The 25086-nt window shown below is 53.7% G+C and carries 24 protein-coding genes; 12 read left to right on the top strand and 12 right to left on the bottom strand.

Going from position 1 to position 25086, the window contains the following annotated elements:
* Window positions 1–67: 67 nt before the first annotated feature.
* The 3 genes from HG66A1_RS21575 to HG66A1_RS21565 form a co-directional block, all read right to left on the bottom strand.
* Window positions 68–757, bottom strand: coding sequence for a DUF2293 domain-containing protein (locus HG66A1_RS21575; RefSeq protein WP_145188855.1), 690 nt, complete (start codon window positions 755–757; stop codon window positions 68–70).
* A gap of 151 nt (window positions 758–908) precedes the next feature.
* Window positions 909–2366, bottom strand: coding sequence for a tetratricopeptide repeat protein (locus tag HG66A1_RS21570; RefSeq protein WP_145188852.1), 1458 nt, complete (start codon window positions 2364–2366; stop codon window positions 909–911).
* A 69-nt stretch (window positions 2367–2435) separates the two neighbouring features.
* A complete protein-coding gene (locus HG66A1_RS21565; RefSeq protein WP_145188849.1) occupies window positions 2436–4211 on the bottom strand; it encodes an SLC13 family permease in 1776 nt (591 codons plus the stop codon).
* 418 nt (window positions 4212–4629) lie between these two features.
* On the opposite strand from HG66A1_RS21565, the gene HG66A1_RS21560 reads away from it, so the two are divergent.
* Entirely contained in the window at window positions 4630–5028 is a 399-nt protein-coding gene (locus HG66A1_RS21560) for a DUF4345 family protein (RefSeq protein ID WP_145188846.1), read from the top strand.
* Between the two features lie 111 nt (window positions 5029–5139).
* Window positions 5140–6570, top strand: a complete 1431-nt coding sequence (locus HG66A1_RS21555; RefSeq protein WP_145188844.1) for an AAA family ATPase — start codon at window positions 5140–5142, stop codon at window positions 6568–6570.
* A gap of 28 nt (window positions 6571–6598) precedes the next feature.
* Here the strand turns inward: HG66A1_RS21555 and HG66A1_RS21550 are convergent, their stop codons facing one another.
* The 3 genes from HG66A1_RS21550 to HG66A1_RS21540 form a co-directional block, all read right to left on the bottom strand.
* Window positions 6599–7402 (bottom strand): hypothetical protein, encoded by an 804-nt coding sequence (locus HG66A1_RS21550; protein WP_145188841.1) that lies wholly within the window; start codon window positions 7400–7402, stop codon window positions 6599–6601.
* 65 nt (window positions 7403–7467) lie between these two features.
* Window positions 7468–8394, bottom strand: coding sequence for a UV DNA damage repair endonuclease UvsE (uvsE, locus tag HG66A1_RS21545; RefSeq protein WP_232106636.1), 927 nt, complete (start codon window positions 8392–8394; stop codon window positions 7468–7470).
* A 16-nt stretch (window positions 8395–8410) separates the two neighbouring features.
* Window positions 8411–8803: a TspO/MBR family protein gene (locus tag HG66A1_RS21540; RefSeq protein WP_232106635.1), complete on the bottom strand. Its 393-nt coding sequence runs from the start codon at window positions 8801–8803 to the stop codon at window positions 8411–8413.
* A 298-nt stretch (window positions 8804–9101) separates the two neighbouring features.
* Here HG66A1_RS21540 and HG66A1_RS21535 point away from each other — a divergent pair, with 298 nt between their 5' ends.
* From HG66A1_RS21535 to HG66A1_RS21490, 10 genes are all read left to right on the top strand, one after another.
* Window positions 9102–10139, top strand: a complete 1038-nt coding sequence (locus HG66A1_RS21535; RefSeq protein WP_197996739.1) for a DUF1559 domain-containing protein — start codon at window positions 9102–9104, stop codon at window positions 10137–10139.
* 57 nt (window positions 10140–10196) lie between these two features.
* Entirely contained in the window at window positions 10197–10985 is a 789-nt protein-coding gene (locus tag HG66A1_RS21530) for a phytanoyl-CoA dioxygenase family protein (RefSeq protein ID WP_145188829.1), read from the top strand.
* 9 nt (window positions 10986–10994) lie between these two features.
* Window positions 10995–12275, top strand: coding sequence for a CynX/NimT family MFS transporter (locus HG66A1_RS21525; protein ID WP_145188827.1), 1281 nt, complete (start codon window positions 10995–10997; stop codon window positions 12273–12275).
* 1 nt (window position 12276) lies between these two features.
* A complete protein-coding gene (locus HG66A1_RS21520) occupies window positions 12277–13374 on the top strand; it encodes an ArsI/CadI family heavy metal resistance metalloenzyme (protein ID WP_145188824.1) in 1098 nt (365 codons plus the stop codon).
* 251 nt (window positions 13375–13625) lie between these two features.
* The gene (locus HG66A1_RS21515; RefSeq protein ID WP_145042370.1) at window positions 13626–13940 is read left to right on the top strand and encodes an ArsR/SmtB family transcription factor; all 315 of its coding nucleotides are present in this window, start codon (window positions 13626–13628) and stop codon (window positions 13938–13940) included.
* A gap of 27 nt (window positions 13941–13967) precedes the next feature.
* On the top strand, window positions 13968–14330 hold the full coding sequence (locus HG66A1_RS21510; protein ID WP_145188821.1) for a DUF488 domain-containing protein: 363 nt from the start codon (window positions 13968–13970) through the stop codon (window positions 14328–14330).
* Window positions 14331–14390: 60 nt separating this feature from the next.
* Window positions 14391–14711 (top strand): ArsR/SmtB family transcription factor, encoded by a 321-nt coding sequence (locus HG66A1_RS21505; protein WP_145112146.1) that lies wholly within the window; start codon window positions 14391–14393, stop codon window positions 14709–14711.
* 66 nt (window positions 14712–14777) lie between these two features.
* On the top strand, window positions 14778–16016 hold the full coding sequence (arsB, locus tag HG66A1_RS21500; protein WP_145188818.1) for an ACR3 family arsenite efflux transporter: 1239 nt from the start codon (window positions 14778–14780) through the stop codon (window positions 16014–16016).
* A 54-nt stretch (window positions 16017–16070) separates the two neighbouring features.
* On the top strand, window positions 16071–16490 hold the full coding sequence (locus HG66A1_RS21495) for an arsenate reductase ArsC (RefSeq protein ID WP_145188815.1): 420 nt from the start codon (window positions 16071–16073) through the stop codon (window positions 16488–16490).
* A 24-nt stretch (window positions 16491–16514) separates the two neighbouring features.
* Window positions 16515–17009: an ArsI/CadI family heavy metal resistance metalloenzyme gene (locus HG66A1_RS21490; RefSeq protein ID WP_232106634.1), complete on the top strand. Its 495-nt coding sequence runs from the start codon at window positions 16515–16517 to the stop codon at window positions 17007–17009.
* A 2-nt stretch (window positions 17010–17011) separates the two neighbouring features.
* On the opposite strand, the gene HG66A1_RS21485 is transcribed toward HG66A1_RS21490, so the two are convergent.
* The 6 genes from HG66A1_RS21485 to HG66A1_RS21460 form a co-directional block, all read right to left on the bottom strand.
* The gene (locus HG66A1_RS21485) at window positions 17012–17749 is read right to left on the bottom strand and encodes a LamG domain-containing protein (protein ID WP_145188812.1); all 738 of its coding nucleotides are present in this window, start codon (window positions 17747–17749) and stop codon (window positions 17012–17014) included.
* Between the two features lie 146 nt (window positions 17750–17895).
* Window positions 17896–19224 carry a hypothetical protein gene (locus HG66A1_RS21480; RefSeq protein WP_145188809.1) on the bottom strand — a complete coding sequence of 443 codons (1329 nt, stop codon included), beginning with the start codon at window positions 19222–19224 and terminating at the stop codon, window positions 17896–17898.
* A complete protein-coding gene (locus tag HG66A1_RS21475) occupies window positions 19225–19989 on the bottom strand; it encodes a DNA polymerase beta superfamily protein (RefSeq protein WP_145188806.1) in 765 nt (254 codons plus the stop codon).
* Entirely contained in the window at window positions 19986–20936 is a 951-nt protein-coding gene (locus HG66A1_RS21470; RefSeq protein WP_145042359.1) for a DNA polymerase beta superfamily protein, read from the bottom strand. Before HG66A1_RS21470 ends, HG66A1_RS21475 begins: the two co-directional genes overlap by 4 nt.
* A gap of 34 nt (window positions 20937–20970) precedes the next feature.
* Window positions 20971–23571 carry a polynucleotide kinase-phosphatase gene (locus HG66A1_RS21465; protein WP_145188802.1) on the bottom strand — a complete coding sequence of 867 codons (2601 nt, stop codon included), beginning with the start codon at window positions 23569–23571 and terminating at the stop codon, window positions 20971–20973.
* A 99-nt stretch (window positions 23572–23670) separates the two neighbouring features.
* A complete protein-coding gene (locus HG66A1_RS21460) occupies window positions 23671–25080 on the bottom strand; it encodes a 3' terminal RNA ribose 2'-O-methyltransferase Hen1 (protein ID WP_145188799.1) in 1410 nt (469 codons plus the stop codon).
* Window positions 25081–25086: the final 6 nt, after the last annotated feature.

The raw sequence follows: 25086 nt of genomic DNA, 5'->3' as shown, positions 1-25086 counted from the left end.
TTCACTACCTGACAACAGCCTCTCTCGTTTATGAGGGCTTTGCCCGGAAAGAGTGACCTGACAATCTTCACTTTAAACCATCGGCTTCCCACTCTGCAAGGGCGCGGTGCAGGGGGCAGTCTGTCGGAGGAGTAGCGGCGCTCCGATACTCATTTAGCAGTTCCTTGGAGCGACGGGCCAGCATCCGCCGGACTTCGCGTCGTTTCCCTTTCACACGGGGAATGACCATTTCATCATAAGCGGTTGTCTGGTGCCGCATCCAGGCGATGACAGCTGCTTCCGCACGTTGCTCCAGGGGGATCCGTTTTGTACGGGCCACCGTTCCGCTACCGACGGGAGTTGCGTGCGCCGTGATTGCCTGTGCCATCTGATGGGCGATCTGCTCGTGAGTCGGATGAAAGTCCAGATAGGAGAGTACCGCAGTGAGAAAATCGTCTACGTAGGTGGACTGTTCCTGTTCCCGGCGTGCGGCAGCCGCAGCTTGCTTTTTTGCATAGGCAGGAGTAGCACGCTCTGCTGCCAGGTCGGCTTGTATCTGAGCGATGGTCTCTGCGGGGGCCCAGATGCCTTTCGAAAAGGTTCGCCGGCCTTTCTTCTCCTGTACGCTCCAGAATTCCCCCGCTGCTTTGACTCGACGCGTCAGACCAGCGTCGCCAGGAGGGAGCAGGGTCCAGCCCGCGGGGACCGTATGGATCGAGCCATCCGCGGCTTTGACAGAATCCGGTGTCGGGCCGGGCGAGAACGTGTTGCTGGTCATGTCGTGATCACATCCGTGTGAGTTGATATTATATTATTTGAAACAGGAGAACTGAGGGGGGCCTTTTGTAATAAATTACCCTGTGAAGATTCAAGCCAGAGTCGCATAAAAACGATGGATATCACGCAGTGAGAAGTAACAACACCTCGCATCAGGGGGTGAGATCGGTATAGGCCTGATTTCTTTCATAACACTGTAGCTGTTTTTCACAGTCTGTTTTATCTTCATTTTGGGCCAATTTCATGGCCCGGGTGATCCACTTGATCGCACCTTCAAAGTCGCCGGACTCCGCAGAGGCGGCTGCGAGTACACTCAGGGAGTTCCAGTTTATTTCAGGAAGTAACTCCAGATTACGGTGCGCCAGTTCCAGGGCCTTGGGGCCATTGCGATATTGAGGTTCAGGGCAGGTGGCCAGCATCCAGGCCAGACAAAAATAAGCGGTCGGGCAGTCGGGGGCGCGCGAAAGTGCGGTTTCATAATCCTGCTTCGCCAGGTCATATTTGCCCAGTTTCAGACAGGCTGATCCCCGTGCAGCCAGCAATTCTACGGACTTCTCACCCAACTTCAGGGCGTGGTTAAAATCGTCAATCGCTGTTTGATATTCCTGCAGTTCAAACCGGAGTATGCCGCGATCGAGATAATTGCCGGGATCACCGGGGTTCTGGTCGATGTCTGTATTATAAACATTACTTTCCAGTGCCTGCCTGAAGATGGCTTTTGCCTGTTGCACTTCACCCAGCTTCAAATAACAGAACCCCAGAATGGCCTGCTGATCCGGAGTAAGCGTGGTCTGTTTCTGTATCTGCAGAAAGTCCAGCAGGGCGTTCTGATACTGCTCGGCACAATAATAGAGAGTTCCCCGCAGGATGTAGTTCTCGAGGTCATGTGGGTCGAGTCGAATGGCCTCGTGAAAGAGGCAATGTTTTAAGGCGAGATCAAAATCTTCACGTGCCTGTTTCAACTGTCCCAGTTTTGTATGGGCGATTCCGCGCTTCTGGTGACAATCCCAGCGGTAATAGTACTCCCAGGTTTTGTCGCGTTGTTTCAACGCATGTGTATAGTCTGCAATCGCCTCTGGATACTTGTGGAGATTCAGGAAGCAGTTACCCCGTTCAAAGTAATGATCCGGGTTACGAGGGGCCAGTTCGATGATCCGAGCAAAGTCGCTCAGTGCCGCATCGATGTTTCCGAGACGGGCATAGGTATGGGCGCGATTGATCAGTGCATCAAGTGTATCGGGTTTTAATTCGAGACAGCGGGTCGTTTCATCGATACATTTCTCATGCTCATTTTGTAGACCATAAATGGCTCCCCGATTTAAGAATGCATAAGGGTTATCTGGCTCCAACAGTGTGACCATATCGCAATCGGCAAGTGCCTCTGTCAGACGCTCCTGCTGGATGTAAGCGCTGGAACGTGCCAGGTAGGATTTGGTATCGCGAGGATTCTTTTGAATCAGCTTGCTATAACTTGCGATGGCAGAATCGAGATTCTTGAGGTGTGAAAATTGATGTCCCTGTGAGCGTGATGAAAACAGACCACGGATCATCAGAAAGAGATAGAGTTCGCAGAAGACGGCTGCGACAATGTAGGCAATATTTTCCAGCATAAAACATCCCTGAACCGAGAGAATACCCGTTCATTATAACAGTCGATGGAAGGCATACCACCGCCCGTCTCAGAATGGCCAGATCCAGGGAACCAGGATCACCGCGGTGATCCAGAGCAGCAGGTTGAGGGGTGTGCCTATGCGGATGAAGTCAGAAAAGCGATAGCCGCCCGGGCCATACACCATGAGGTTGGTCTGATAACCGATCGGTGTCATAAAACTGGCGGAGGCAGACAGAATCAGGGCGATGAGAAACGGCAGCGGACTGGCGTCATACAGTCGGGCCGTCTCCAGGCAAAACGGAAATAACAGTACGGCAGCAGCATTATTGGTAATCAGCTCTGTGAGGATTGATCCCAGCAGATAGATTACCGCCAGGGCCGCGATTGGTCCCCAGGCTTGCGTTGAGGAGACAAACGCACTGGCAATCTCGGTAGCGGCACCGGAGTTCTGAAGTGCCGTACCGACTCCAAATGCTGCGGCAATGGTGATCAGCACCTGCCATTCAATACTCCGGCGGGCATCACCGGTAGAGAGACAGCCCAGAAGAACCATGAGAACCGCGGTCAGCATGGTGGAGAGTACCACCGGCATGACACCTGAAATCATCAGGCCCATCAGGATGAAGAAGAGCAGGGCAGCGATCCAGGCTCTGTCTGCCCGGATGGGACGCCAGTCATCGACATCACTGATCAGGTAAAACGCCAGATCGTGGCGGTAGGCACGCAGAAAATGAAGCGGAGTCTGCAGGAGCAGAGTATCGCCGGCTTGCAGACTGATATCACCGATTTTCTGTTCGATACGTTTCCCGGCGCGATGAACGGCGACGATCGCCGCTCCATAAGTGGCGCGGAAATCGGCCTCGCGGATGGATTTTCCCACCAGGGGCGAGGTGGCAGAAATCACAGCTTCGCACAGTCGGCGTTTACGCTGTTTGCGGGGCGAGATTTCGTAGTCTGGATCGGCAATGGGGATGAGATGGGGGATTTTTTCCAATTCAATGATGCTGCTGACAATGCCTGTGAAGATTAAGCGGTCGCCTGCTTCCAGAATCTGTTCGGGACCTGCAGGGGAGAGAATCTTTCCGCGGCGATCGATTTCGATCAGGAACAGGCCCGGCAACTGGCGTAAACCGCCCTGTTCGATGGTCTGGCCAATCAGACGACAGCCGGACTGGACTTCCATTTCGACCAGGTATTCCCGCTGACATTCGCTTAACTGTTCCAGCAGTTCCTGCCGCTCGGGGAGCAGGGCGTGTCCCGCAAAGAACAGGTAAGCGATCCCAATGCAGGCATAAGGGACACCGATTTTGCCGATTTCAAAAAGTGACATACCCGGTAATCCACTTTCCAGCATCAGTCCATTAATCACCAGGTTGGTTGAAGTGCCGATCAGGGTGCAGGTGCCTCCCAGAATGGCCAGGTAGGAGAGTGGAATCAGCAGGCGGGAGGGGGCAATACGGTGCCGACGACTCCAGTCGATGACCACGGGAACAAACATCGCGACGATCGGCGTGTTATTCAAAAACGCCGACAGCGGAAGCACAACTCCCGAAAGCCTGAGTAAAGCACTGCGTTCGCTGCGTGTCTGCCCCAGGACGTGATGCCCGATCAGATCGAGAATGCCGGTTTCACGCAGTCCGGCCACAACCACAAACAGGGCTGCGACCGCCAGCATTCCGGAGTTGGAAAATCCGACAAAGGCTTCCTGGGGAGAAATGATTCCCAGGATTGCCAGGATGGTAGTGGCACTCAGAAACAACAGGTCCGGGGGAGCCAGATTTTTTACCAGCGAGATAAACAGGAAACCCACAATACACACGGTGATCCATGCGTCACTATTCATTACAGCAACCCTTCCGGGATTGAAACGAGGCCAATAAAAAAAGGGTTGAAAGCGATGGCTTTCAACCCTTTGGATGAGATATGGTACTTTGATCAGATCTGATCAGGTTTTGATAACAATCAACACACCCTCTCCCAAAGAACGAAAGCCGTTCCTGGACAACAGATCTGACAACAAAGTGTGATGATCGAATTCATGTCGTGGTCTATCGACTTTCAGGTGAATCGAGCTTGAGCTAAAAACAACGCAGAGAGAAACAGGCACCTGCGGGGATTCCGCGCAGACCCTCATTGGCTGGTATGCCTTGCGAATAAGACAGTCGGAAACGCGACCAGGTTCACCACAGTTTGACCATGGGACGGGGATCGTCTATTCTCGAGATATTCAGCGTATCTTTAGTGCACAGGAGTTTTGACTGATGATTCGAGTCTGGTTAGCCCTGGTAGGGGGGCTGTATCTGATGCTTGCAGTCTGGTGTGCGATCACCCCAGCATCCACATCCCAGTCGGTGGGCTTTACGCTGGAGGGAGGGTCCGGGCAGTCGGAGTTCCTGGTGGTGTATGGCGGTCTGGAACTGGCTTTAGGTCTGATCTTTCTCTGGCCCCTCTGTCAGGCCGCTGTGACGCGGTATGCGTTGACGGTCTGTCTGATCGTGCATGGTTGCCTGGTCTTATTTCGTTGTGCCAGTTTTTTCCTGTTCGAAGGAATCGGCGGGACGACGTACTCACTGGCGACCGGTGAGTGGCTGATTTTTCTGATCAGTCTGGGATTCTGTCTGACTCAGCGAACCTCAAAGAGTGATTCCTCATCTGAATAAATAAGATTCGGTTTGAATATCGATCGGATTCAGGGTATATCCGAAGCAGGTTCAAATCACTCGTTCAGGCCTGGCACAACCTGAGATCGTTTCTACTCTGAGGAGTCGTCAATGAAAGACGTGGGTTGGCTGTTTGTAGGCTTGATCTTTGGGGCGGGAGTCGCTGTAGGACTGATGGCCTGGTTGAGGCAGAGGCGCACCCCGGCTGACACTGTTGCGCCGTTGATCGTACGGCATTTCGCACCATTACCCACCAGCGAGATCGTGATTACGGAACGCGTATTTCCGCTACGTGTCAGGGCCGATTTACAGATGGCCATCGACCAGTTATTGAACAGCGATCTTAAAATCAGGCATTTCTGCGGTGTGCGGGACGAGTATCATCATCAGGAAGTCACGCTTGCCAGCTGCATGGTCACCAATCGCCACCATACGACACTCACCACACCTCCCGAATATGAAGAAGTGAATGTCGGCGGGGAACGGCCGGTTAGAGTTCTTAAAATGGGACTCTGGTTTCTGGAAAAACAGGGGGTTCGATTTGCTGCGCTGCTGACACCTGTCGGGCATTTTGGCCGGTTCACTGGAATGGCCCTGCATGTGGGGACTCCCAATTCTCCGGAGGGGACCCGGGTTGCTCAGGAATTATTTACGCATCTGGAACAAGCCATCCAACGGGCCAAATCATACCGGGGAAAAGTACTCTCCCTGCAACAGTTGGAACATTCCTACTCGGGTGAGTCGAAAGGTATCAGTGTCCATCAGCTTCGTGAAGTATCCCGTGATCAGGTAATCCTGCCGGCTAAGACGCTGGAACTGCTGGAGCGGAATGTGATCCAGTTTGTCAAACAGCGCGAGCGACTTTCTCAATTCAAACAGTCGACCAAAAAAGGAATCCTGTTTTACGGTCCACCCGGAACCGGAAAGACGCATACCATTCATTTCCTGTCGAATGCGTTGCCCGCACATACCACCCTTTTGATTTCTGCTGAACAGGTCGGAATGCTGGATGAATACATGACGCTGGCGCGGCTGTTGCAGCCGAGTATTGTTGTCCTCGAAGATGTCGACCTGATTGCCCGGGACCGCCGGCAGATGAACAGTGCCTGCGAAGAGGTTCTGCTTAACAAGCTGCTCAATGAAATGGATGGTCTGAAACCAGAAGCGGAAATCCTGTTCATTCTCACCACCAATCGACCGGAGACACTCGAAGCCGCACTTGCGTCACGTCCGGGACGAGTCGATCAGGCGATCGAATTTCCTCTTCCAGACGCAGAAGGACGACGTAAACTGATCCAGCTTTACTCGACAGGAGTCTCTGTTGGAGAGGAAGAGATTGAGGAAGTTCTGAAACGCACATCAGGCGTCTCCGCTGCGTTTATCAAAGAATTGATGCGACGGGCGGTACAGTTTCATATTGAACGTGAGGGGACCGGTGAGATTTCCACCGAAGATATTTCGAATGCCCTGGATGAGATGTTGATCAGCGGTGGTTCACTGAATCTGAAACTGCTTGGGGCGACGGGAGTGGAGCCGTCTTGAGGCGGGTTGCTCTCATTAAAAATTAAGGTTAATCGAGAAACGCCACATTCCGCATCGCACGAGATTGATTTTCTGTATTCATGACAACTCGGTGCCAGTCAGGGAGCAGGATTGTTTTATGATCGGGATGGCGAATCCGACCTTTCACATAGACTTCGGGATTCCGCTGCATCGTCCTCCAGTTCCAGTTTCGGGCATTACTGTTTTTTTCGATCAGTCGCTGGTATTGAATGTGGGATAACCCGGATCGATAGCGATTGGAGACCAGCACGGTCTCTCCTCCGGTTCGAATACAATAATCTGCCCAGTGTGGTTTGCCTCCGTTGCCACGCGTCAGGGGTTCATTTTGCAGAATCAGCATTCCTGCCTGAGGTTGCTCTGGGACCGGCAGAAAGAACCATTCGCCCTGCCGGATAAAAGCCGCGTTTTTACGTCGGTTGCGGGATTTGTTTGCGACTCTTTTCTCAGATTGCGCTACTTGCACGAGATGTGGTTTCAAAGCTTCCTTCGCCTGTCGCACCGTACCTACGGGGGCTTTTTCAGGAATCGCTGCCACGAACCAGTGACGTTCATCATGACCACACAGAAACTTGTGTTTTTCTTCTGCTTCGCGAATCAGCAGCAGCAGATGACGATCATCGGGTTGCAGGTCGAGAACCAGAGGCTCGGCAGCACTTTGCAGAGTGATATCGAAGTACTCGCCTCGACGGTCTTCCTGGATATCCAGGCTGGACATGCGCGGTCGTAAACGAGGACGCATGACAGGCGGACTCTGAAATTTAACCCGGGCGCCCATGCGTGCAAACTTATTGTTGAGGTGTGTCGTGTTCATGATGTTCTGGAAGACACTACCCCGGATTTCAGGTTCACTGAAATATGCGAGATTCCGATTCTCATTTATTTTTTTCGATTGCGGAGTGACTGCATCAGTTTCAGCACCGCCTGTTCCTTCGCTTTGGCTTCGACTTCGACGGTCAATTCGCGGTCTTCCCAGCAATCTGGGAAATCACGCACATTGATGAAATCATGGTGTCGGTGGGGCTTCGGTCCCTTCCAGCCTTCCAGGGGACTGGAAATGTGAAACATCGGCTCGCGATCCCAGGTCTGAATTGCCTGTTCGGTAGCCTCTTCAATTGAGAGCTCATCAGGCAGGCAGCGGTGATGATGCGCGTCGTAGACCAGCGGTATGCCTATCTTGCGACAGAGCGGGAGCAGGTCCGCGGGAGTGTAGGTCGTGTCGTCATTTTCCACGGTCAGTCTGCTGCGGACCCGTTTCGAGAGACGCTTAAAGTTCTCCGCGAACTGAGCCAGGGCACTTTCCTTGTCTCCGTAGGCACCCCCTCCATGAATATTGACCACATCCGCATTCACCCATTCTGCCACTTCGGACTGATACTCGAGTTCTGCTATCGAACGTTCTACGACTTCTTTACGCGGGGAGTTGAGTACCACAAACTGATCGGGATGAAAGCAGGTACGAATCTGATGCTCGCGGGCATACTGGCCACACTGTTTGAACAGCTTGACGATTGCCTTCCCCTCGGGCAGGTCCTGCATGTCGTAGCCACACTCAGGATGAGTTTTCAGAGGCAGAATCTGACTGTTGATGCGGAAGCAGCCGATGTTGTGCGCGGCACAGTATTCCAACGACGATTGGAGTGCTTCTGCATTTTCCCGACAGAGTCGCGCCAGTTTCTCCAGGGCGGCGGTCCGTTCCATCTGGCTGTTGGATTTGACTGTGGTATTCCGAAATTTGATCGGTTCTTCCAGAAACTGACAACAGAGTCCCAGCCTGATCGATGATTGTGATTTTGTTTTTGACACCAGACTGCCAGGCTCCTCAATTCATCCAGAAAATACTGACCTGGATCGTCGTGGCGATGGAAACCCAGATCAGATATGGAATCTGAGCCAACGCGACCCATCGGGAGCGAGGCCAGATCGAGTAAATTATCCAGAGGATTGTAGACCAGACGACCAGAATATCCAGTGTAGCCAGAGGCACATTTCTCAAACCGAAAAACAGCGGGGTGAAGCTCAGATTGGCAATGAGATTAATCGCGAAAGGCATTACCGTTGCTGCAGGATAGCGACGCCGTACTGTCTGGTAAAAGACATAACCGAAAGAGATCAGGATGATCGGATACAGGATCTGCCAGATCAGGCTGATGGTTCCCGGGGACGGAGTCCATCCCGGTTTGGAGAGTGTGTTGTACCATTCCATCCAGGTCATGTTGTTGAAACCACAGATTGATAAAGTGCCGGCTGGGTTAGTATATAGTCCTGATTCTATTATTGTTCCGCTGGCAGTTTTATGAAGGGATCGTTTACCCGGAAAATTGAAAAGGGATGATTTATGACAAATATCTCTCAAAATCAGCAATCCAAATGGCCAAGCGGTTTCATCGCAAAAATAAAAATAGATCATTGACACCTGCAGGAACGATCTATATTCTGACGATCATAAGAATGTAATATTAATTGCATTGGAGAACATGATGAGTCAGAACAGAGCACAGGTGCGACCGCAGATGCGTCGTGGTTTTACTTTGATCGAATTGCTGGTCGTGATTGCGATCATCGGAATTTTAATTGCGTTGCTGTTGCCTGCAGTTCAGCAGGCACGGGAAGCTGCCCGGCGGGCGCAATGTAAAAGTAATCTCAAACAACTGGGAATCGCCCTGCACAATTATGCGAGTGCACACAGCGTGTTTCCACCGAACCTGATTCCCGGGGGAAAACCAGGATCAGGTGGATATATCGGTTACTTCCAGGGGAACTGGGGCGTGATGGCTTATCTGACTCCCTTTCTGGAACAGACGGCCGTCTACAATCTGCTGAATCTGGAATCCCCCACGTATGCCAACTCGGGGAGTGCCTGGATCATTGCCGACAGTAATAACCAACTGGCGGCCTCGACGTTAATCAATCTTTATCTCTGTCCTTCTGATATTTCGCGCAAGGTATCTGCCGCTTATGGCGTCACGGGGGGAATCGGACCCACGAATTATGCAGCCAGTATGGGCAGTGGACTGGATGCGACAGGTGGCGTAGAGCATGGTTCCCCCTATCGTTCAGATGGCGTCTTCTATGCCGACTCCAGTACCCGTTTTCGTGATATTACTGACGGGACCAGCAACACAGCGGCGATGTCAGAGAGTCTGATTGGAGAGGGGGCGGAGACAACGGGAGCCGCCCCTGGTTCGGAGAAAAAATATTATCGAAATCTGGCTTTCGGTTCGTTGATCAGTGATGCCAACTGCGCTGCTGCGACAACGTGGAACCAGTCTAACGAACGCCAGTTCGCCTGGTATTCGGGCGAAATACGTTGCGCCTCCTATAACCACTACTATGGACCCAATTCCAAGAACTACGACTGCGTGGCCAACGCGACTGCCAGCGAGGGATACATCGCCTCTGGCTGGAAAGCGGCCCGCAGCAATCATACGGGAGGCGTAAATCTGCTGCTCTGTGACGGAGCGGTCCGCTTTGTTGGTGACAGCATTGACGGGAATCTCTGGCGGAGTCTGTCTACCCGATCTGGTGGGGAAGTGCTGGGTGAGTTCTGAAACGAAGCGTTGAGTTTTACTACCAGTCCAAATTCATCAGACCTGACGGCGGGAGAAATGATGGTGCAGCTTGAAGAACGACGCGTTTTACGGGACGCTGAGTATTCTCGATGGAAGCAGGATGGTTTCCTGATTCTTCGCGGTCTATTCGACGCGGAAGAGATGCAGGACCTCTCAGAGGAAGCATGGAAACTGACTTACCAGAGCGATCTGATTGATAAGCACAATTTACGGTGTCGTTTCCAGCAGACGTATGATGACCGCGACTGTTTGTGGGAAACGTTTGACCCGGTGATCGATCTCAGTCCGTTGATCCGAAAGTCTGCTTTCGATCCGCGACTGCTGGATGTGCTGCATGATTTGTATGGGGAACGAGCCTGTCTCTTCAAGGATAAGCTGATCTTCAAACAACCGGGAACCAAAGGGTATGAACTGCATCAGGACTGGATCGCCTGGCCTGGATTTCCGCGGAGTTTTCTGACCGTACTGATTCCACTTGATACCGCGAATGCTTCGAATGGCTGCACAGAAGTCTTTCCCGGCTACCATCAGCAAGGCTCTCTTTCGCCGGAAGATGGCACCTATCATCGCCTGCCGGATGAAACGGTGGATGAATCCCTGGTGGTGCCTCTGGAACTCGAACCGGGTGACATTGCGATTTTTGATGGTTTCACCCCGCATCGCTCCGGTCCCAATCTGTCCCCCTCGTGGAGACGTCAGTTGTACCTGAGTTACAACGCGTTCTCAGATGGGGGACAGCAGCGGACAGCGCATTACGAAGAATTTCAGGTCTATCTGCGTAAGCGTTATGCGGAGTATGGCCTCACGAACACCTGGTTTAAATGAGTCGAGTTCATGTCAACTGAGACCCGCATCCCTCCACAACCCGAAAGCTTGCCAGCCTCCGTTTCCGGATTTTCAGGCTATCGCTGGTTGATGGTCGTAGTGGCTGCTGTCGCCATGGTGGCGACACTCCCGGGGCGTACACATGGACTGGGGATGATCACAGAGCGTTTGCTGAATGACCCTGATTTTCAGCTGACACGGGCCAGTTACGGAATGATCAACCTGTGGGCGACGCTGTTGGGAGCGCTGTTCTGCCTGGGGGTTGGGCAGTGCATTGACCGTTACGGAATTCGGCTTACGCTGACGGTTGTGATGGGCCTGCTGGGAGCCGTCGTAGTGGGGATGTCCACGGTAACATCGGTCTGGCTGCTGTTCCTCGCGATCATGTTAACCCGCGGCTTCGGGCAGAGTGCCTTGTCGGTCGTGAGTATCACGATCGTCGGCAAATGGTTTGATAAACAGGTCAGTCTGCCGATGGCGATCTATTCAGTGTTGATGTCGGTGGGATTCATCGCGGCGGCACTTTTGGGGCGGGAGTGTGCCGACCTCAACTGGCGCGTCTTCTGGTCCGGGACAGGTTGGATCATTCTGGGGGCCACTGTTGTACTGGCGCTCATCACCCGCGACCGTCAGGCACCACCTGCGGATTCAGCAGAAAGCAGATCACCCGAGAACCAACCGGAACAACAGAGTTATACACTGCGACAGGCCATGCGAACGCCGGCGTTCTGGGTGTTCGCCTCCGGAATCTCTCTGTATGGCATGATCGTTTCGGGGATTTCATTATTTAATGAATCCATCCTGGCCGACCAGGGATTCAGCAAAGAGGTCTATTATAACTCACTCGCCTTGGGAACCGGCGTCGGGATGCTCAGTAACCTGCTCGCCGGCGCTCTTGGATTGAAATGGTCATTCAATCGGTTGCTTGCGCTCTCGTTATTCATGTTGTCCGGTTCGATGATCTGGTTGACTCGACTGAAGACCAGCGGCGATGTGGCAGGCTATGTTATCGTGAGTGCTTCCGCAGGCGGCATACTGACAGTGATGTTCTTTTCGGTCTGGCCGGCTCTCTATGGACGGAAACACCTGGGACGAATTCAGGGGCTGGCACAGATGATGACCGTGCTGGCATCGGCACTGGGGCCCCTGGTGTTTGCTCAGTGTAAGACGCTGACAGGTTCCTATCACCCCTTATTGTATCTGCTGGCGGCTTGCCTGTTCTGCGCCGCGGTAATTGGCTGGCTGACTCCGCTTCCACAAATTAAATCCTCTTCGACAGGAGTTTCATAAAATGACATTCTCTGATACAGAACAACCGGTTCACTTTCATATCTCCCTGAATGTCGCTGACATCCCCCGCTCCGTTGCCTTTTTTGCGAAGGTGTTTGGCGTCCCCGCGACAAAACAGCGGGAAGACTACGCCAAATTTGAGCTGGATAATCCACCACTCACACTGTCGCTGGAGCCGGTCGATCCCGGAGAACGCGGGGCATTGAATCACCTGGGGTTTCGATTGAACAGCGCCGAAGAACTGGTGGCACTGCAGCGCCGACTCGAACTGGCAGGGATCTCCAGTCAACGTGAAGAGGGGGTTGAGTGCTGTTATGCAAAACAGTCGAAATTCTGGTTACACGATCCGGATCAGAATCTGTGGGAGATGTATCTGCTGGAAGGAGATCTGGAACACCGGGGAGCAGGACATGTGCCGGAAGCGGTGCGCGGGGAAACGATAGCTGATGCTGCTGGACCAACTTCCAAGGCAATTGTCTGTTCAACAGGACGGGATCAGAACGCACAACAGAAGTGGGCGCATCGTCTGGGCCAGCCCCTGGAGATCCCTGCCGATTTAACTCCTGAGTCTCTGGACGATGTCGCCTTACAGGGAAGCTTCAATGCAGAGGGGACCGCTGACGAGGTGCGACCGTTTCTGAAACAGGTTGCGAACTGTCTGAAACCGGGAGGGACACTCAACCTGCATTGTCTGACGGGAGACCGGCGGGTGACTGAAGCTCTTAACCTTGCGGGGCCTGCGAGTGTGGTGAAGCAGGTTCCCGTTCTGGAGTCGCTGCTCGCAGATCTCGAAGCGGCGGGCTTTGAGAGGATCAGCCTGACGACATATCGCAGCCAGGCCTGTTTTACAGTAGGGGAGGCCGAACTGCGTGAGACCAGGTTGCAGGCACACAAGCCGGAACCAGAAAGTGAATCGCTTGCTAATGTGGTTTATCTGGGGCCCTTCGCTGAGCTGTCACTCGATCAAGGTTTGACGCTGAAGCGAGGGCGTCAGACAATGTTGCCGGCTAATGTCTATCAGCAGTTGCGGTCATCTTCGCTGGCAGAGTCGTTGATCGAAATCGAGGCTGCAACCAGTCCGGTTTCCTGTTCCAGCTGAGATCCGTAGAAGCGATTCTTTAACTTAGTCCACGGTGATAGGAATAAAACAGACCACACTGATAAATTACACAGGCTGTACAGCAACTGGGGAAAAGTGGCAGAAAACAGGTTTCCCATTTACTGGAGCTGTCCCTGCGCGGTGTTTATGCTACAATCAGGTCCAGAATCCCCGCGCAGGCTGATTGCCGCGGCTGTCCGCCTGATGAAGGAACAGGGGAGGATTTCCTGTCTTGCAGCGATGGTAACAACATGTCTAAAGATCGGCTCCAATCCGACTTGTGTGCTGAAAAACTGAAAGCATTGGGAGAGCCGATTCGGCTCCGCATCATTGACCTGCTTCGTGATGGCGAACGGACTGTCAGTCAGATTGCCGAAGCACTCGAAGAAGAAGTGGTCAATATTTCGCATCACCTGGGGATTCTGTATCACGCCCGACTGGTCACAAAACGCAAAGAGGGACGGTTCGTCGTCTACAATCTGCACCCTGAAGTAGCCGCCGTCAGCAAAGCGGGCAAACAGCATCTCGACTTCGGCTGCTGTCGGCTGGAAGTCCCTGACGCCTGATATCAGAGTCTCTCTAAGAGCGATCCCATGACCAGCAGGATCCAGATCAAGCGGGTTTACGATAAAGCCCAAACCGCGGATGGCATGCGTGTGCTCGTTGACCGTCTCTGGCCCCGTGGTGTAGCCAAAGAGAAAGCCGGCATTGATGTCTGGGCGAAAGAACTGGCTCCCTCCAACGAATTACGGAAATGGTTTCACAGTCATTCCGATCAATATCATGAGTTTACAATACGCTATCGGGTGGAGCTGGAGGAGCGTCTGTCTGAACTACAGGAGCGGATCGCCGAACTCTCACAACCCCGGTTGACGCTGGTGACTTCCGTGAAAGAACCGGAACGCAGTCATGTGCCTATACTTCAGAGATTTCTTCTGGCTCAATTTTCTGATTGAACCGATCGCATTTTGAGTGTTGACGTTTAGGTTGGCGAAGGGTAATATGGTCATATTGCCATGAAAGAAAAAACACGCCAACAATATGAAGCCCGGGCCAAAATCGCCAAAGCGATGGCGCATCCCAGTCGGCTGCTGATGCTGGACCTGCTCCAGAATCAGGAGTTGTGCGTGGGGGATCTGACCGAACAGGTGGGGGCAGATCAGTCCACGGTTTCCAAGCATCTGGCAATTCTCAAAGAAGTAGGGCTGGTCGCAGCCCGCAAAGAAGGGGCGCTCAATTATTATCGAGTGACCTGCGGCTGTCTGGATGGATTCTTTTCCTGCATGGAAACGGTGTTACTGTCAGACCTGGAAGCCCGGAAACAGTCACTCGAGTAATTTTTTTAAACTAAATATGGTTATATGGCGTAATCGCCATGAGGTGATGTGAGGAACAGAGACGAAATGTCTACAGATGCCAACAGTGCAGGAGTCACTTCCAGTCAGGGGATCAGCTTCTTTGAACGCTATCTTTCGGTATGGGTCGCGCTCTGTATTGTGGCTGGGATTGTACTGGGGAAACTGGCTCCCGGCATTGCCCTCAAACTGGATAGCATGGCGATTTATGTCAACGAAGCCCCCGTGGTGTCGATTCCGATTGCGGTCTGCCTGTTCTTCATGATGTATCCGATCATGGTCAAAATCGATTTTGCCGAAGTTCTGAAAGCCGGCAAAGCGGTGCGTCCGGTCGGTCTGACCCTGTTTATCAACTGGGCGATTAAACCCTTTTCGATGTATGCGATTGCCAGTTTTTTCCTGGGAACACTGTTTTACCAGTTCATTGGTCCCGACGCGGTGGACTATGTCAAAATGCCTTTCGGACTCGATCTCGATGTGGGAGCCGTCTACGGAGCAGGTAAAGTCGTGCTGGTCGATGGGGTGAAAATGCTGGAAGTGCCTCTCTGGCGCAGCTATCTGGCAGGCTGCATTCTGTTGGGGATCGCCCCCTGTACCGCCATGGTGCTGGTCTGGGGGTTTCTGGCGAAAGGCAACGATGGACATACGCTGGTCATGGTGGCGATCAATTCGCTGACGATGCTGTTGTTATTCGGTGTTCTGGGCGGCTTTCTGCTGGGGGTGGGAAAACTGCCTGTTCCCTGGCAGGCATTGTTGCTTTCCATTGGAGTTTATGTCGCATTCCCGCTGGTTGCCGGGTTCTTCTCGCGAAAATGGTTAATGGCCACGAAAGGGGAAGTCTGGTTCAAGGAAAAGTTTCTGCATACGCTCACACCTGTCACAATTACCGCTCTGCTGGTTACCCTGATCCTGCTGTTCTCTTTCAAGGGGGAGACAATTCTCAGTAATCCCCTGACGATACTCTGGATTGCGATTCCGCTGTTGATCCAGACGATTGTGATTTTTGCACTAGGATACTTTTTGTCAAAAGTGCTGGGGCTTACCTATGAAAACGCAGCACCGACTGCGATGATCGGCGCTTCCAATCACTTTGAAGTGGCGATTGCGACGGCTACGATGCTCTACGGACTTTCTTCGGGGGCGGCGCTGGCAACCGTGGTGGGCGTGTTAATTGAAGTGCCGCTCATGCTCACGCTGGTCAGGTTCTGTCTTAAAACGCAGGACTGGTTTCCGCATCAGACGGGTGAGGTGATTCCTGAAGCCGACGGCAATCAAACTACTGTATGATTTACAACGGATATTCAAACTAAATATAAAGTTGGAGCTTGATAAGGAACTATAATGAAACGCGTATTAGTGTTATGTACCGGTAACTCCTGTCGTTCCCAGATGGCCGAAGAGCTTTGGGAGTTTTTAGGGCAAGGAGAGTGGGAGGCGGAGTCGGCTGGTTCGAAGCCTTCGGGTTATGTGCATCCCCTGGCGATCGAAGCGATGCGGGAACTGGACATCGATTTGTCAGAGAATACCAGTAAGCATCTCGATCAGTTTACCGAACAACAGTTCGACCTGGTGGTGACAGTCTGCGATAACGCAAAAGAATCCTGCCCGGTTTTCTCGGGAGCAACCCAGACCCTGCACTGGCCGTTTGATGACCCGGCTGATGCGACGGGAACCGATGAAGAAAAAATGAAAACATTCCGTCGTGTGCGGGATGAAATCAAAACCAAAATCCAGGCCTTTCTGGCCGACGAATCTGCTTAGGTTCAGTTCAATACGAGGGAGATCATGATGACTCAGGAATCAGCTGTCGACTTTCCGGGAAATTTCCGTGTGCATGTCGCCTTGACGGTTTCCAATCTGGCGCAGTCAAAAAAGTTTTACGAACTGTTGCTGGGGGTGGAACCCAGCAAGGAACGTCCCCGCTATGCGAAATTTGAACCGGTGGATCCTTCGGTGAATCTGACCCTGAATGAAGTAGATGGGGGCGTCACCGTTGAAGGGGGCTCAGCTCACTTTGGGATCCAGGTGAAATCCGTGGCGGAAGTGCATGCTGCCATCGAACGGTTTCAGGCCGCCGGGATCAAAACCATCACGGAAGAGGCGACGACCTGTTGTTATGCCGTGCAGGACAAAGTCTGGGCCGTGGATCCCGATGGTCATAAGTGGGAAGTGTTCGTCGTGTTGAAAGCAGATGCGAAAGATGAACTCTACGCACAGTCGGGCTGCTGTGGTCCGGAGATGGTGAATTTGACGGACTGCAACCAGTCGCAGGCAGACTGAACTTATTCTTCAGTCAGCAGAACCCACTTGGCATCGTGGATGGTACCGTTCCGTTTGTGTTTGGAGACATCCGCCAGCTTGGTCTGGTCAGGCTTTGAGAAATCGAGCAGCAGCTCAGTATTCGCGTCCGGTGTAAATGATTGAGCAGGAGTAAATTCCTTGTCATAGCGGACGACATTCGAGACGCGAAACATCCGCATGATTCCCTTGCCGAACAGGGCTGCCGGCCTGGTTTGTTCCTCGTCCCATTTTTCCTGGGCACCGAGAAAGAATTTTCGATCTGCAACGAACGGGCCTGGCTTGGGGGCGTTCTGTCGATGCACTTCTTTGCCGTTGACGTAAATGACCTGCTCGGTGCCGGTATAAATCATGGCGACATGATCCCAGCCTTCAACCGAGTTCGGGTCGACGCGCGTTGAATAATTGGTCCCGTTGTTACTTTCCCAGCCTGCAGAATGGCGGCTGGCCCGGATGGAAATCCAGATGCTGTTTTCGGGATCTCCCTGTTTGCCTTCGCAGCAGATGCGGCCGGTCCAGTCTTTGACCCAGGCTTCGATGGTAAAGGTATTCCATGCGGTGAAATTCAGATGGGGCAGAGTGACATAGCTGTCTCGGCCGTCAAATTTCAGTCCGTAGTATTCGCCTTTTACCTGTTCTGGTTCCTGTGCAGTTAGCTCTGTAGAAAGTCCGGTGGCACAATAGATAAAAAGCGTGATCAACAATAGAGTTGCAGATCGCATATAAATGTTCCTGTCGCGTTGCACCTGGTGTACGTGGGTGCCTGGAATCAGTCTTGTTTCTACTCGATTTTACTCAGAGAAGATGACTTCAACAGAAATGAGTCAGTGAAAATCACATAATTTACACGAACTTAACAAATAAATTGTTAACGTTTTGTTTTATACAAATGTGAACGTGCGGGTTCTGCATACGAGTCGAAGCGGCATTCATTTGCCATCCAGTCAGGAATCCTGGACCGGTCGTGCAGCAATTGCACCGTTTTGTAGCGACAGATTTCACAGGGAGTGAACCGATAAATGACCCTCGTCAGGCTGGAGCAGTCTGCCGTTGGATTTTCCTTTAACACTTCGATCAGGTCACTGAGCACACTGTGACTTTCGCATGCATCTTCGGGTAGGGAAAGTGCCGCCAATAGCCTGTTTTCGTCGCCAGGCTCGTAATTTCTGATAAACAGTCTGAAGACAAATGGATGCTGGTTTTCTTTCAACTGCTGGCAGGCAAATTCGTGGATTTGGGGATGTGAATTATTAGCCAGTGCGAACCAGGCTCTCCGCTGCAATTCCGGATTGGGATGCTGGCAGAGATCAATCAGGCGGGAATCAAATTCGGGTAATGCCTGGTTGGAAAAAACTTTGACCAGGTTGGTGAGCACAGCAGGCTCCTCGCTGAATTTGAGTGTCTGAAGGACTGTATTCAGGTCAGTTGGCTTAGCCTGCGTGCCCCAGCCACGAAACCAGGAGCAGTTATCTTCGCCCTGAGCGGCTTCAATAACCGTTTCGACGGAGATCTCTTCACTTATTTTACACTGTAGCTTTTTGCTGTGACTCTGCTTCTGTTGTTTTCGCTTGGCCTTCTGCCGCAGTTGCTCTTGCCAACTCTCAAAAAAACGATTGAGATCCGGGTCAGATGTGGAACTCAATAATTCGCGGATCCTTGTTTCCTCGATGAGTTCGCCGGCTTCTCTCAGTAGTGACTCCTCGGGCCAGTCCCAGGCGATTTGTTTGAGTTGTACTCCCCTGGATTTTGCGGCACACAAAAATCCGCGTTCTCCCTCCAGTGCCAGCAGTTCCGATTCCCCCAGAAAATCATAGTCTGCTGCAAGTGGTTTTTGACTGACGATCTGATACAACAGATCTCGAAACGCAGCATCGCCGCTGGCAGCATAGTGTTGTGCCAGCTTGCATAACTGTCTGGCGTTTTCCGGATCAGAGAGATCATACAGTGCATGTAACAGCGGGACGCGAATTTCGTTGCGGAAGCCGGCAGCGTTGATGATCTCCCACAGCCAGTCGCCCCGCAGGTCTTCGCACATGCGGTCATAACGCAGGTCTTGCAGACACGCTTCACGTAGAGGTTCCTCTGTGAGGACTCCCTGTTCTGCCCAGAGCCGTGCCCGTCCCAGACCTTTCGCCAGCGCATCGCGCTGTTCTGCAGGTGTGGGGACGGGCGGCGGTGAAACGTCAGAATACTTCAATCAGCATCCTTTCCGCTGAGCCAGACGGATCCGGACCAGCAGATCATTCAACGCTTCACCTGAACTCGGTTTTTCCGGCAGGCTGGTGGTTTCCATCGCCTGTTCCAGTTCGCCCACAAGCCGCTGATATTCACGTCTGTGGAACTCCATGTCGGTGGCATCCAGCGTGGAACGTTCCGTACCTTCCAGCTTGCGTTCGATCAGTTCGGGGATGTAGGACAGCCGCGCTGCTTCGTTTAACAGGATCAGGTTCGGTTCCAGTTCACCAGTGCGCATCAGATGCAGACCGGTGAGCAGAACCCGATACACGTAGAGCAGGGGTTTGACCCGGGGTGGATCTTCCTTCTGGAACAGTTTCCACTGTGTGGCTGCGAAACCCAGGTAATGGTACGCGTGATACCTGGTTACGCAACCAGGCGCCAGTGCTTTCAGCTCTTCATACTCAGGAGTGGCGTGCAGAACCAGCGGCGAGAGCAGTTGCTCCAGCACGTAACCATTCTTTTTGAGCATGAGTTGAAAGAACTTACCGACATCGTGTGTGACCAGATCGATTTCCAGACCATCATCGACGCGCGAACGTTCCACCGTGACCTGTCCTTCTTTCAGACCGATCACGGTCTCCAGCGGCAGCAGATGTACGCCGCGGAGATCGTAATCAGAATCGGGAGAAGGAAAGCCATAGATATGCGATCCACTGATAGTGGCGAACAGCAGAGGATATGGGTGTTCCTTGAGCTGTTGTTCCAGTCGGGGATCGAAGTTCATGGCAGTGCCTCCTGCGTCGCCAGTCGACGCGCTTTGATGAGATAGTTATTCGCAGTTTCATAATCGGGGCGGGCCGGTAGTCTGGTCTGCTCCAGCGCCTGTTCAAATTCCTTGTGCAGGCTCTTCCGCCATTTCTCGGTTTCGTCCCAGGAGACTTCACCCCGCTTGATGGCCAGCAGCTGTTCCCGCTGTGGTCCCACATCGACGACAACATAGCCTTCACGCAGGAGGGTGACTCCCGAGATCAACAGCCGGATCAGGTGCATCACATGCTTCCATTTGACCTTCCCCTGGTTCTTGATATCGGTCTGCATCTTTTTGAACTGCGACATCACATAACCGTTGTAGGTCTGATAGACGATTCGCGTCAGAAAGATTTCCCGCAGATCCAGCAGTTCCTGGCCGAGGGGCGTGACCTGTTCGACCAGGGGAGTATAGAGGCACTCCAGGACGTTCGGGTTCGCTTTCAAAGCCAGGACCAGAAACTTCTGCAGCTCCCAGTAGGTTTCCTGCGTTTCGTGGCAGTCCAGTTGTTCGGGAACGCCGTACAGCGACCACTGCAGTTCCGCGGGAGGCAGGTAGACGCCGCGATAATCGGTGTCGGACTGCTCATCCTCAAGACCAAAGGCCCGGGAGCCAATAATACATTTGAAGATGACCCGGGAGAACAGGTCGCTGCGGTTCGCGTTGATCTCGCTGTTGCCGATCTCCCCCTCTTTGAATTGGGCGAGCAGGGTCAGCTCGTCTGCCTTGAGAGCAACTTCGACACCATCGGGAAACTTGACGCGATACGAGTGATCCAGATCACGCGGCGCACGCACCACCACACCAACCGATCCCCGCGGATGCTGCGTACGACCGTTCGGTCCGATGATATCCCGGACTGTGACCACCTGTGTGCCGTCAGAATAGATCAGGTTCGGTTGATAGTGGACGCGCTTGTTCATGGTTTCACTTCCTGTTTTCGCACTCGGCGAAGTTTTACAAGCGGGGATCGACCGGCTCACTTTCCAGCGCCAGTACCCCGAACACACATTCATGGACCCGCCTGAGCGGTTCCCGGTTCACAAATCGTTCCAGGGCTTCAATGCCCAGGGCGAATTCACGCTGTGCCAGTGATCGTTTGCGGTGCAGACCCCGTTGTCGCAGACGAGTCAGATTTTCTTCCGCGTCGTAGTCCGGACCATAGATAATTCGCAGATACTCTTTCCCCCGACACTTGATCGCGGGCTGCACGAGTCCTTTGGAACCCCGCTGGACCCATTCCAGCGGTTTGACCACCATCCCTTCTCCTCCCGTACCTGTCAACCCCGACCACCAGTCGATGCCGGCCTGCACGCTGTCATTGTCAGTCAGATCGACTTTCAATGACGGCGTTGTCAGCAGTAGTTTCTCATCCTGAGTACAGATGCGTGCGATGGTCTGCATGTGCCAGTCATGATTCTGGTCGATGTGAACTCGCCGTTCGGTGGCCAGCAGGTGAAACGGAGCCAGCTTCAGATCATCCAGAGTTTCCACGGGCCAGCAATAGTGGCGATAGGCGCGCACGAATTCCTCGATCGCAGTCTTACGGTTACGGAAGTGGCTTGCGACTTCTGCTGCATGTGAGGCTTCCTCAGCAGTCAGCCGGGCAGTTGCCTGTTCCAGCGCAGCGACGACCGGGGGCAGTGCCGCTTTTCCCGCGGCACCCACGGCAGCGTACTGCGACTGCAGCAGCGCCTGGGCTTTGGCCGACCAGGGCATCAGCTCGCAGTCGAAGCAGGCCCAATCCGTCTGGAACTCATTCCAGAAGTCAGCGGCACTCAAAGCCTGACGGACCCGTTCCAGGAAGGCGGCTTCCAGCTCAGGTTGATTGAAGAAACGCCGGCCCGTCCGTGTGTAAACGATACCGTATTCCGCTTCCTGCACTCCGAACCGCTGGCGGGCCGTTTCCGGATCGCGACAGACGACCACCACCGCACGCGAACCCATGTGCTTTTCTTCGCAGATGACCTGGGGGATTCCCTCGTTGCGAAAATACGCAAATGCTTCAGCCGGATGTTCCAGCAGCCCCGGCTCTGTGGAGGTTTCCGGCGGCGACATCGTTGGTGGCAGGTAGATCAACCATTTCGGATTGGCGGCAAAGCGGCTCATGACTTCCAGGGCCGCGGTCGCGTTCTCCTCGCGAATGGTGATGTTCGTCTGCAGTCGAGTGGAAACGATCCGCTTGCCGGTGACATCCTGCAGGTCGAGCAGGTCGTCGTGCTGCTGCTGAGCAGTTTGCGCAGCTGCATCCGTATCCCGGTACATGGGTTTGGCGTATTCGCAGTAGACTTCTTTCGCCGGTACGGAAATGAACTCTTTTTCCGGGTAGCGGAGTGCCGTCAGGCGACCACCAAAGACGCAGCCCGTGTCGATGTTGACCGTCCGGTTGAGCCATTCCGGATCGGGAACTGGAGTATGACCGTAGACCACGTGCGCAGCGCCTCGGTATTCGGCGGCCCAGTTATAGCGGACCGGAAAGCCGAATTCGTCGGTTTCACCTGTCGTCTCGCCGTAAAGGGCGAACGAACGGACCTTCCCTGAACCGCGTCCCTGCAGGTCTTCTGTCATACCAGCATGGGCGACGACCAGTTTACCCTGATCCAGTACGAAATGACTGATCAGGCTGTCGAGGAACCCGGCGAGTGCCTGGCAGAACGGTTCCCGCGTCTCCGTTGGCAGCGCTTCGATTTCAGCAACCGTCTCTGCGAGTCCGTGCGTCAGTTTGACATCTTTCCCTTTCAGCTTGCGGAGCAGTTTCATGTCATGGTTGCCGGGAACGCAGAGCGCCGTCCCCTGCTGGACCATGTTGCGTACAATGCGGACCGTATCCAGCGAACGCGGACCCCGATCGACCAGGTCGCCCAGAAAGACGACCTTGCGACCCTCGGGATGCGCATAACAGGCATTGCCCCACAGGGGATCTGCTTCCTCAACGGAGGTCTGCGCATAACCCAGCTCCTTGAGCAGCAGTTCCAGTTCGTCACAACAGCCATGAATATCGCCGATGATGTCGAAGGGGCCCTGTTCCTCGCGACGGTCGTTCCAGAGGGGAACGCGTTGCAGGCGGGCCACCTCGATCTGTTCGACCGAGTTCATTTCAAACACATAGCGGAAACCTTCGCGACGAAGGCGTTTCAGATTGCGTTTTAACTGCGAACGCTGATTGCGGACCACGTGTGATCCAAACGGGCGGTCGGGGCGTTCCTGGTTCCGTGCATGACAGATCTTTTCGGACAGGTTGAGTACGATGGCGACGGGCAGAAAGTGGTATTTCCGCGCCAGTTCGATCCACTGCGCCCGGGCCTCCTGCTGGACGTTGGTGGCGTCGACGACCGTCAGCCGTCCGGACTTCAGACGTTGGGAGACGATGTAACCCAGCAGTTCGAAGGCCTGTTTTGTGACATTCTGGTCGTTTTCGTCATCGCTGATCATGCCCCGGCAGAAATCGGAAGAAATGACTTCGGTCGGCAGGAAGTGTTTTCGCGCAAACGTACTTTTGCCCGCCCCGCTGGGGCCGACGAGCACGACGAGTGAGAGTTTCGGGATTGAGATATCCATTAATTGATAATTGCCTGAGTCTGAAGTTAAGCAGGAAATCTGTTTTGAGAGTTCCTGAATGGCTGAGAATGTGAACGAGTTAAATTGAAGGCACAGCGATCAGGTATCGGTGTGCGACTTCAATTCAAACACTCCCATTTGTGTGGGGGCACCCACGGCTTTGTCTTCCGGGCCGACGGGCAGGAAGCGGACGGAGTAACCGAACTGGTCTGCAATGCCCGTGGCCCACGTCTGAAATTCAGACCGAGTCCATTCGAAGCGGTGGTCGGCGTGACGCAGCTGGTCGGCGGGCAGGGTTTCCCACATCACGTTATATTCCCGGTTCGGTGTGGTGAGCACGACGGTTTTCGGGCGAGCGAATTCAAACAGCATCCGTTCCAGCGCCGCCAGGCGGGGCGGATCGAGGTGTTCAATCACTTCAACCAGGGCCGCGGCGTCAAAACCTTCGAGACGACGATCGCGGTAGGTCAGCGAGCCATGTAGCAGCTTGACCCGTTGCGCCTGTCGTTCCGGCAGCCGTTTCAGCTTGAGACGTTTTGCAGCGATTTCCAGCGAACGGACCGAGATATCCAGGCCGACGATCTGTTCGAACTGTCGATCAGCCAGTAATTCGCGGAGCAGCTTTCCTTCGCCGCAGCCCAGGTCGAGCACACTTTGCGCACCAGAAGCCCGCAGGGCGGCCATGACGCTGCCCAGTCGCTGCTGGTTCAGGGGAACCGCTTTGTCGGGGAGGTCTTCTGTTGTCTCATCGTTTTCCAGTTCCGGATCTTCGGTCTCGGTTTCTCCGACCAGACGGGCCAGGGCGGTGAGGTACAGGCTGGGTTTAAACTTCAGGTAACGGCGGCTGATCTGCTCTTTCAGCGGATGGTCGGCCAGCCAGCCGGCTCCTTTCTCCAGCAGCTTTTCCAGTTCGTTCTCGCCGACAAAGTAATGTTTTCGGTTATCGAAGACCGGAATCAGGACGTAGAGGTGGTTGAGCAGTTCCGAAAGTGTTTTCGTGGCTGTCAGTGTGGCGGAATAACAGGGACTCTCGCCCCAGTCCGGGAACTGTTCATCCAGCGGATAAGACTGGACGGCGACTTCGTAACCCAGTGGTTCGAAGATTTCGCGAATCAGATCTTCGCCGCCGCGTACGGGCAGGACGGCGATCTGTACCGTGAGCGGAATCGGTGTGCTGACCAGTCCAGGCCGATCCTTGCAACGCCCGTTGAGCGCGGATCCCAGGACCTGGGAAAGCGCGACACTCATGAAAGACGAAGCGACATAGGGCCGATCGTTGACGTACTGGTCGAGCAGGAACGACTGGTGATGTCCTTTACCGCGGACCATCCCTACCGGATCGACGTCCAGCAGCAGGCAGGCGGTGCACTGTTCTTCGGAAACCGTAGGATAAAACACGTGGGCGTTGCCGAAACTCAGTTTAAAGCTCTGAAAGCGGTCCGGGTGTTTGTGGAGCAGGTAGCTCAGATCGCTGGCGGGTTCGTGTGTCGTCGTGATGGATAATAACACTCGAGT

This window comes from Gimesia chilikensis (genome assembly GCF_007744075.1).
Taxonomy (GTDB): Bacteria; Planctomycetota; Planctomycetia; order Planctomycetales; family Planctomycetaceae; genus Gimesia; species Gimesia chilikensis_A.
Note: the sequence above shows the minus strand (reverse complement) of the source record. Positions and strands in the feature narration are given on the sequence as shown.